This window comes from Helicobacter sp. MIT 00-7814 (genome assembly GCF_003364115.1).
In the GTDB taxonomy this organism is placed as follows: Bacteria; Campylobacterota; Campylobacteria; order Campylobacterales; family Helicobacteraceae; genus Helicobacter_F.
The window spans coordinates 149,823-158,286 of sequence record NZ_NXLL01000001.1; the positions used below are offsets into that span (position 1 = coordinate 149,823).

General features: G+C 42.2%; 6 protein-coding genes and 1 pseudogene. 1 reads left to right on the forward strand and 6 read right to left on the reverse strand.

Features of this window, described 5'->3' with window-relative positions:
* Window positions 1-95: 95 nt before the first annotated feature.
* The gene (locus tag CQA49_RS00755) at window positions 96-2,222 is read right to left on the reverse strand and encodes a penicillin-binding protein 1A (protein ID WP_115574052.1); all 2,127 of its coding nucleotides are present in this window, start codon (window positions 2,220-2,222) and stop codon (window positions 96-98) included.
* Window positions 2,223-2,235: 13 nt separating this feature from the next.
* Window positions 2,236-3,072, reverse strand: a pseudogene (locus CQA49_RS10640) (methyl-accepting chemotaxis protein); the annotation flags it as partial.
* 680 nt (window positions 3,073-3,752) lie between these two features.
* Between CQA49_RS10640 and CQA49_RS00765 the strand changes: the two are divergent.
* Window positions 3,753-4,214, forward strand: a complete 462-nt coding sequence (locus CQA49_RS00765; RefSeq protein ID WP_115574067.1) for a transcriptional repressor — start codon at window positions 3,753-3,755, stop codon at window positions 4,212-4,214.
* Between the two features lie 179 nt (window positions 4,215-4,393).
* On the opposite strand, the gene CQA49_RS00770 is transcribed toward CQA49_RS00765, so the two are convergent.
* From CQA49_RS00770 to CQA49_RS00785, 4 genes are all read right to left on the reverse strand, one after another.
* Window positions 4,394-5,860, reverse strand: a complete 1,467-nt coding sequence (locus CQA49_RS00770) for an aminotransferase class V-fold PLP-dependent enzyme (protein WP_258864131.1) — start codon at window positions 5,858-5,860, stop codon at window positions 4,394-4,396.
* Window positions 5,861-5,875: 15 nt separating this feature from the next.
* On the reverse strand, window positions 5,876-6,628 hold the full coding sequence (locus tag CQA49_RS00775) for a hypothetical protein (protein ID WP_115574054.1): 753 nt from the start codon (window positions 6,626-6,628) through the stop codon (window positions 5,876-5,878).
* 89 nt (window positions 6,629-6,717) lie between these two features.
* On the reverse strand, window positions 6,718-7,284 hold the full coding sequence (locus tag CQA49_RS00780) for a phosphatase PAP2 family protein (protein ID WP_115574055.1): 567 nt from the start codon (window positions 7,282-7,284) through the stop codon (window positions 6,718-6,720).
* Entirely contained in the window at window positions 7,281-8,153 is an 873-nt protein-coding gene (locus CQA49_RS00785) for an MBL fold metallo-hydrolase (protein WP_115574056.1), read from the reverse strand. Before CQA49_RS00785 ends, CQA49_RS00780 begins: the two co-directional genes overlap by 4 nt.
* Window positions 8,154-8,464 lie beyond the last annotated feature (311 nt).

An 8,464-nucleotide genomic window follows, 5' to 3' on the forward strand; every position in this document is an offset into this window, starting at 1 on the left:
AGACAAATCAAAGCGCGAGGATAAACGCAGGATTTTCTTTGAAGAATTTTCTTTGAGAGGAACTACTTTAAATTACTAAGCAAAAAGGCATAATATTAAAATAACAAATCCGCATCGACATTTGTAGCGCTTTGTGTTTGTGCGGGGAGCTTAGAAATATCAGTGTAGAGATACTCGCCATCTTCTAGTGTTTTTTTCATCACGCCTTGAGGCACATCAAATTTGCGCTTTAAGCCCGGCTCGAGATTCACAATTTTATTGAAAAAATACGCGCTCGCAGGAGTCGCCACGACGCCACCTGTCTCATTTGGACCGATTGGCGTATTATCATCGCGCCCATACCATGTAATCACCTGCAAACTCGGGGAAAATCCACAAAACCAGCCATCGATATTTTGGTTTGAAGTGCCGGTTTTGCCTGCAATCTCCATATTTTGCATTCTAGCGCGCGAGCCTGTCCCGCGATTTACAACATCACGTAAGATATTTACCACCAAAAATGCCTGCTTTGGCTGCGTGTATTCCCTTGAAAGAAGCGGGAACTCATACACTTCACCATTTTCATTAGTGATAGAATCCACTAAGCGCGGGGTTAGCATCGTGCCGTAATTTGAAAAAAGCGAATATTCCTTTGCCGCATCAAGCGGGGAAAGACTTAAACTTCCAAGGATAATTGACATATCATTTGGCACGGATTGAAAGCCATAATCCACGATCCCGCGATAAATGCGATCAAAGCCAATTTGTTGCACAAGATTGACCGCAGCGAGGTTTGAAGAGCTTCGCAAGGCGTAATGCAAGCTCACAATCCCGCTATATGCGCCCACATTTTTTGGCGTCCAAATATCCTCTTCAGCTTCCTTGTTGGCGTCTTTTATCTCGCTTAAATTTTCTTTTGTTGCATCTGCCCCAAAGCGTCTTGGCGCATCTGTGATTTTCCACGCGGGCGAGTAGCCTCTATCAAAGGCTAGCAGGTAGATAAAGGGCTTTATGCTTGAGCCAAATTGCCTTTTTGCTTGCGTGGCGCGATTAAAGCTAGATTTTCTATAATCCACCCCACCAACAAGAGCTAAAATTTTCCCCGTGTCTGATTCTGTCACAACAATAGCGCCATTAAGCTCGCCCATTTTTTTAGGATATGCAGGCTTTGCAGTAATTTCTAGGAGGTTGTTTATCCCATCTGGGCTTTCTTGCGCAGAAAGTGGGCGAGGATTTGCAGAATCTAAATCCATAGAATCTGCTGTCTTTTGCTCAAAATATTTTGGGTATTTTTCAAGCAAACGCTCATTAATCTTGCTATACCCATAGCGCAGGGCTTCTTGCGCGATATTTTGGTAATCTAAATCGATATTTAGCTTAATCTTATAACCGCCTGTTTTCAAATCCGCATAAACAGGCGCAAGCTGACGCAAAACCTCATCAACGACATAAGGCGCGAGATTCTGCGTTCGTGATTCATCATAGACTTGTGGCACTTCATTAATCGCCACTTCATATTCATCTTTAGTAATCCAGCCAATATCAAGCATACGCGCCAAAATGCTATTTGCCCTGCTTAGGGAATAATGCAGATTTTTTGTCGGATCGTAGGTGCTAGGGGCTTTTGGCAGTCCCATAAGCATACAGATTTCTTTTAAAGTAAGCTCATTTAGATTCTTTCTAAAATACCCAAGCGCGGCAGTTCTCACGCCATAATAACCATGCCCTAAGAAAATATAATTAAGATAAATCTCTAAAATCTCTTCCTTGCTCATCTCTTTTTCAAGCAAGATAGCAAACATCGCTTCTTTTACTTTGCGTTTGAGCGTTTTTTCTGAAGTGAGCGCGACATTTTTCACCACTTGCTGTGTGAGCGTGCTTCCGCCTTCAATCCAGCGCATATTAATGGCGTTTTTCACCATTGCGCGCGAGATTGTATCAGGATTAATCCCAATATGCTCGAAAAATAGCGTATCCTCAACCGCCAAAAGCGCTTCAATCACGCGCGGAGGGATTTCATCAAATTTCGCATACAGCCTATATTCATTATCAAACACATTGGCAATCAAACGCCCTTTTCTATCAAAAATCTGCGTGGCGATATCCATCTTGTGCTTTTTGATACCCACAATCTCGCTTTTACTCTCTTTGTAGATTCCAAAAAGATACACGCCTGCCACAAGCACAGCACCCAAAAAGGCAATAAAAACAAGATAGCCAAAAACTTTTAAAGCCCTACGCACTTAAAGATCCAGCCTATTTTTGCTCTTGGGTTGGATTTGTAAGGCTTTTTTGCAATTGCTCGATTTCCTCGTTTGTTTTTCCTGAAACTTCGCTATAAATCTCATCAATTGAAGTCATCACGCCATCACTATCTTTTTCCATTGTAGTGATTTTGTCTTGTATATAGGATTTTGGACAAGCAACCTTTGGATCTTCAAGCGTTGTAGCAAGCGCAATGGCTGAGTTATGCACGCCCGCATGGAATGGATCAAGTTTTTTGTAGCCTTGCGTATCGCTAAAGAGCTCTTTTCCACGCCCTTCAAAATACCATTTTCCTAAACGGCAACTTTTATGATCCACTTTATTAAAGGAATCTTTAATGCCAAACAAGAAGCTGTAAAGATTGTTTTTATACACGGTGTGGTCGAGCTTTGCTAGGGTACAGAAGATTCTAGAACTCAAGCTTGAAGAGATTTGGTTATTTATAAGGCTTGCGATTTTGAGATCATTTACCACATTATTAAGTGTCGCAATCGCGTCTCTCACGGTGTTTGTCGCATTATTTGTTTCTTCTGTGCCACTTTGAATATCGTTTGCTTCTTGCTGCATTGACTTCACCACCACAGCAATTTCTTTTGTCGCTTTTTGCGTTTTTTCAGCCAATTTTCTCACCTCATCAGCCACCACCGCAAAACCGCGTCCATGCTCACCTGCGCGCGCTGCTTCAATCGCGGCATTAAGTGCCAAAAGGTTTGTTTGCTCGGCAATATCATCAATGAGTGAGACGACATTTGTAATCTCATTGCTTCTTTGCGTGAGAGAATCTACAAGCTGCGTTGAAATTTGCATTTTCTCATACAGCGTTTCGATTTTAGTAAGCGCATCATTACTCATATCCATTCCGTGTTCTGCGTGCTTGATAGCCTCATCGGAGCGCTTCACCACTTCTGCAGATTGATCGAGCACTTCTTGCAACGCACCTTGTGTGCCAGTGATCCCAATCGTCATAGATTGATTATACGCGTTAAAGACATCAAAGCCCCCGCGTTTATCACTGCGTAAGTCAAGCAAAAGAATCGAATAATACACCACATCGCCCGCTTGCATGGATTTTACTTCATATTCCCCTGATGGCAAAGCAATATCCGTAGTTGTTGGAGAAAGATTCTCAATAATTGAATCAAGATTCTGCATATTTTGCGCCAAGTGGTTTTTGAAAACTACCTCACGCCCTCTAAGCCCGATGATTATTTCTTTTTGTGTGAATCCAAACGCCGCGTTTTTAGATTCCAATTCTTGTTTAAGATGCGCGATTTCTTTTTCGTATTGTGCAACACGCTGATTTAAAGCATTACTTGAGCCAAACATAGACAAACCTTTTGTGTGGAATTTTAACAAATGATGATTATACTACAAACAAAGGCAAAAGTATAAAAAATTTGCACAAACTTCTATGAGAATCCCAAAAGATTACTGCGTTATGCTTATTTGTTTCTTTGTTAAGCTATAATTATGAGAATTTTAAATCAAGCTAAGGAGAAAATCCCATGATGGTGAGCAATACGAGATTAGAAACACTTGATGCGATTTTAGAGCGTTTGCGCGGGGATATTAAAAAAAATGGCTTAAAAAACTCCAAGCAACGCGAGGAAATCATCACTGTTCTTTATAAAAGTGGCACACACCTAAGCCCAGAAGAAATCACAAACCAAATCCGCACGCATGACAAAAACGCAAGCATTTCATCAGTATATAGAATCTTAAGCTTTTTAGAAAAAGAAGGATTTATCACAGCACTTGAGGCAGACAAAAGTGGCAGACGCTATGAAATCGCTGCAAAAGAGCATCACGATCATATCATTTGCCTAAATTGCGGGGATATTATTGAGTTTGTCAATCCGCAAATTGAAGAAATGCAAATCAAAATCTGCCAAGAAATCGGCGCAAAGCTCATCAGCCACGATATGCGCCTTTTTGTCAAATGCTCAAAATGCCAAGGACAAGGGCTGTAAAGTTATTAATTATACGAGCATTAGCAGAGCAATTATTAAGGATTCTCAAACTGTTAAATTAAGGTTATAGAATCTGCAAATCCTAACAACAAAAAAATGTAGATTGTGTGCGCGAGCGTGAGCGAGCGGAGGCGAAGCGGGATTTATTCCCGCTGAGACGATACTAACCAATGGAATACTTAACTCTGCGTGCGCAGGATTTTTATACTTGCATGCAGAGAATCCACAAGATATTCTATATCCTCTAAAGTATGCGTATAATGCAAACTCACACGCACCCAGCCGGGGCGTTTTTGCGGATTGCGGTATAAATCATTTAAAAGCTCAAATTGAGAATCCGCGCCCTTTTCACATGCCAAATGTTCCAAATCCATCAAATAATGTCCATAACTTCCAGCACACGAACAGCCCGCGCGCGTTTGGATTCCAAATTTTTCACTCAAAATCCTACTAAGGCTTGTAGGCGATACGCACGCGACATTAAAGCTAATAATTCCTAGATTTTCACTCGCATGCGCGCTTTCCCAATCGCCATAAAGGCTAAGCGCGGGGATTGATTTAAGCTCGTTAAGCAAAATTTGTGTGAGCACCTTTTTGCGCCGTGCAATGAGCGCAAATCCCACTTCATTACGCAACTGATATGCCAAACTTGCGCGCAAAAGCCCCAAAATCGGTGGCGTGCCAGCCTCCTCCCTATGCGTGGTGTCATTGACATACACATGCCCCTTATCGCTCACATATTCCACCACGCCACCACCGCTAAAGCTAGGTTTCTTAGAATCTAAAAGGCTCTTTCGCAATGCCAAAACGCCACATGCGCCAATCCCACCAAGCAATTTATGCGGCGCAAGGAAAAGCGCATCAAAACATTCTTTTGGGATATTAAAATACGGCGAACTACTTGCGCCATCAAATGCAAGTGGCGCATTTGGGACAGATTCTCTAAAAAGCTTTGCGATTTTTTCAAAAGGCGAGCAAATGCCAGTTACATTTGAAGCAAGGCAAAATGCGCCAATCACACGCGCGCTAGATTGCGCGCTAGAGTTTCCAGAGTTTCCATTAAAAGCCTGCAATTTTTTAGCCAAATCTTCTAGGTTAAAACGCCCTTGAGATTCTAAGCCTATTTTTTCAATCTCACAAAGTCCCTCGCGTAGGGAAAGTTCATTTGAATGATGCTCGTATGAGCTTATAAAAACTTTTGCAAGTTTTGCCCTCTCTTGCGCGCCCAAATTATGCAAAAGTCCGCTATTTTGGAGAATCTCAAGCGTTTTTGGCGAAATATAAAGCCCAAGCAATTCTTGAAACTTCTTAATCGCCCCACTCGCCCCACTCCCACACGCAATAAGCGCAAACTCGCTATCTAAGCCTAAACTCGCGCTAAGCCTTTCTCGCGCCTCCTCATACAGCGCTGAAGTGAGCTTTGCATGCGTGGCAAAAAAGGAATGCGTGTTTGCATAAAAAGGCAGAATCTCATTTATGCGCTTTTCAATAAGCCTAAAGCCAAGCCCGCTTGCCGTCCAGTCAAAATAGCGCGCGCCTTTTTCTAAAATAATATTTTCACGCAAAAGCTCCAAAATCTCGCGCTCGCCAGCATTTTCATCTAAGAGCGGCGCGAAAAACTTCTCAATAATGGGTGCAATTTGCAAGCGTTTCCTTTTTTATCAATCGCGCTCGATAATGTAAGGCACGCCAAGCACGCCACTTGCGATGATTTCATCAGTGTATTGTGCGACTTGATTTGTCTTAGAGCTAGGGTTGAGATTTTTATCTTTATTGTAGTATTTTTTTAACAAGGCGCGATTTTTGGCTTCATCATTGCTTTTTTCCTCCAAAATCTTTGCAGCCTTATACACAGAATTTGCACCCAAAAATCCCACGACCATCATCTTTACATTTCCAGATTCCAAACGCTCATCAAGATGCTCTAATTCCGCATGACAGTAAGGGCAATTCGCATCAGAGATGATATAGATTGTCTTAGGATTTTTCACATGTGGCTTTGCTTTGAAGGTAATGACAGCGTCTTTGTATTTAGAAAAAATCTCTAGGATTTTAGATTCTGTCGCCTCCTTTTTTTCTTTTTCAAATTGTGAGCGCACCTTTTCTAGCTTTTGAGAAAACTCCTTATCATCGCTCCACACTTCATTTACGGGCATTATCACCGCGCCATTACTTGTCGCTAGCAGTGGTAGTGTATTGCCCAGCTCCTCTACTTGCACGATGACAAAATCTAGTCCATTGCCAAGATTTTGCACTTTTAGCACCTTCACTTTTCCCCCACGCTCTTTGAAAATCCCCTCTATCCGCTTACTTTGCGCGCTAGATTCTTGAAATTGTGACTGCAAAGCTTGGATAATGCCATTCTCCCCAAATGCCAAACTCACACAAAACGCGCATATTGTTAGAATCTTCACTGCCTTGCTCCTTGCAAAATTTGGGCTTAATTATATACTAGAATGAAAAGTTTTTGGGAATCTCCTTGCAAATTGCCCCAAATCCCGCGCTAAAAAGCCTTGATGAAATTTAGCGTATAGCCATTATGCGGGGTTATGCCAACGCTTAGGGCGATATTTTGAGATTCCAACTTTGAAGCAAGCAAATACGAAAGCCCATAGCCCAAAATCGCGCCTGTGATGACTTGCGTAGTGGTGTGGCGCTCGGCATGGATTCTTGAAATGCCTGTAAGCGTGGAAAGCACACCTAAAGGAAGCGCAACCTTCCACCCATAGCGCTTGTGCGCAAATCCCACACTTGAAAAGCTAAAAGAAGTGTGCCCACTTGGGAATCCATCAAAACTCCCATTATTTGGGCGTTGCGAAATGCGCGCAAGATCCTCATCACTGCGAGAAAGTATCACAAAGCCCTGCTTTATCGCATGTGTGGTTAGCAGTGTCGCGCCCGCGCCAAGTGCCTGCTCTTTGACCCCTTGCATATCATCGATATAGTAGCTATACGCCATCATCACAAAGGGAAGCACCTGCATGCTATCACCAAAATATTCAAAGCCACTTTTTGCGTGCGAAATGTGCGGGAACAGCGCACAAAGCAAAATCAAAAAATATTTTTTCATTTATTGCGTATAACTTCTAAAATCTTAAGATTGTTAAGATCAAGCGGGGCTGGGAATGGGAAATGCGCACCGATTAAGCGCGTGTCTTTATACAGCTCTAGCATATCGCGCCTTGTCTGCGCTGCTTGAAGTTTATCAATATCATAACTCACAGAAATGCCCGGCTCAAGGCGTTGCAACTCAAAAAGATGCACCAAATCCGCGATAAAGAGAATCTTTTGCTCGCCTTTTTGAAACAAAATCATATTATGCCCGGGCGTATGTCCGTAAGCTGGGACATTGCGAAGCGCGCTAAGATTTTTTATCGGAATGTGCTTGCTATTAAAAAACTCTCTTTTCTCATACGCATTTATCGCCTTAATCGTCTTTTTTGTCGGCGCATTCGCCCAATATTCGTATTCTAAGTTATCAAGCAAAAGCGTGGCGTTTGGGAAATTTGGCTTATTTTGAGAATCTAATAAGCCCCCGATATGGTCCTTATGCCCGTGTGTAAGGATTATATGCGTGATATCCTTTGGCGTGAGGTTAAAATTTTGCAACGCATTTTCTAACCTAAAAAAAGTCTCTTTGTAGCCCGTATCCACAAGCGCATTTATACCATCTGCTTGCACAAGCGCGATGATGTGGTAGTTTTGCGCATTGCCATCAGGGTAGATTTGCTTTATGAGCTCTTCTTGCTCCTTATTTGTCGGCAGGGCGATATCTACGCTCATTTTTGGCGTTTCCAGCACGATAAAATGCACGCTAAAATCATTAAAATTTTCGCTAAAAATAGTTTCCGCCATGGGTTCTCCCGCCTGCAAACCAACCATACAAAGTAGCGCCATGCAAAGATTTTTCACCGCTTTCAGCTTTTTCAACTTTTTCAACTTGGTGCCTCCTAAAATTTAGGTGAGTTATTGTAGCAAAGAGAATCTAAAGACAGGATTTTAATAGTTTAGAATCTTTGTGATGGCTTAGATTCTTACGCGTCATTGCGAGGTAAAGCCGAAGCAATCCAGCTTTAGAATCTAGCTTTTTTTCAAATCTCATTTGTTTTTTAATTCCTTTAAAAAGATTCCATTTTTCAAAATCCTTTAATTTTGCCAAACCCCACTTGGCATTTTAGGCTTTCTTTTCGCAGGGGGACAAGGGGGCTTGAATTGCGAAGTCACCCCCTTATCCCCCTGCACCCCCAAAC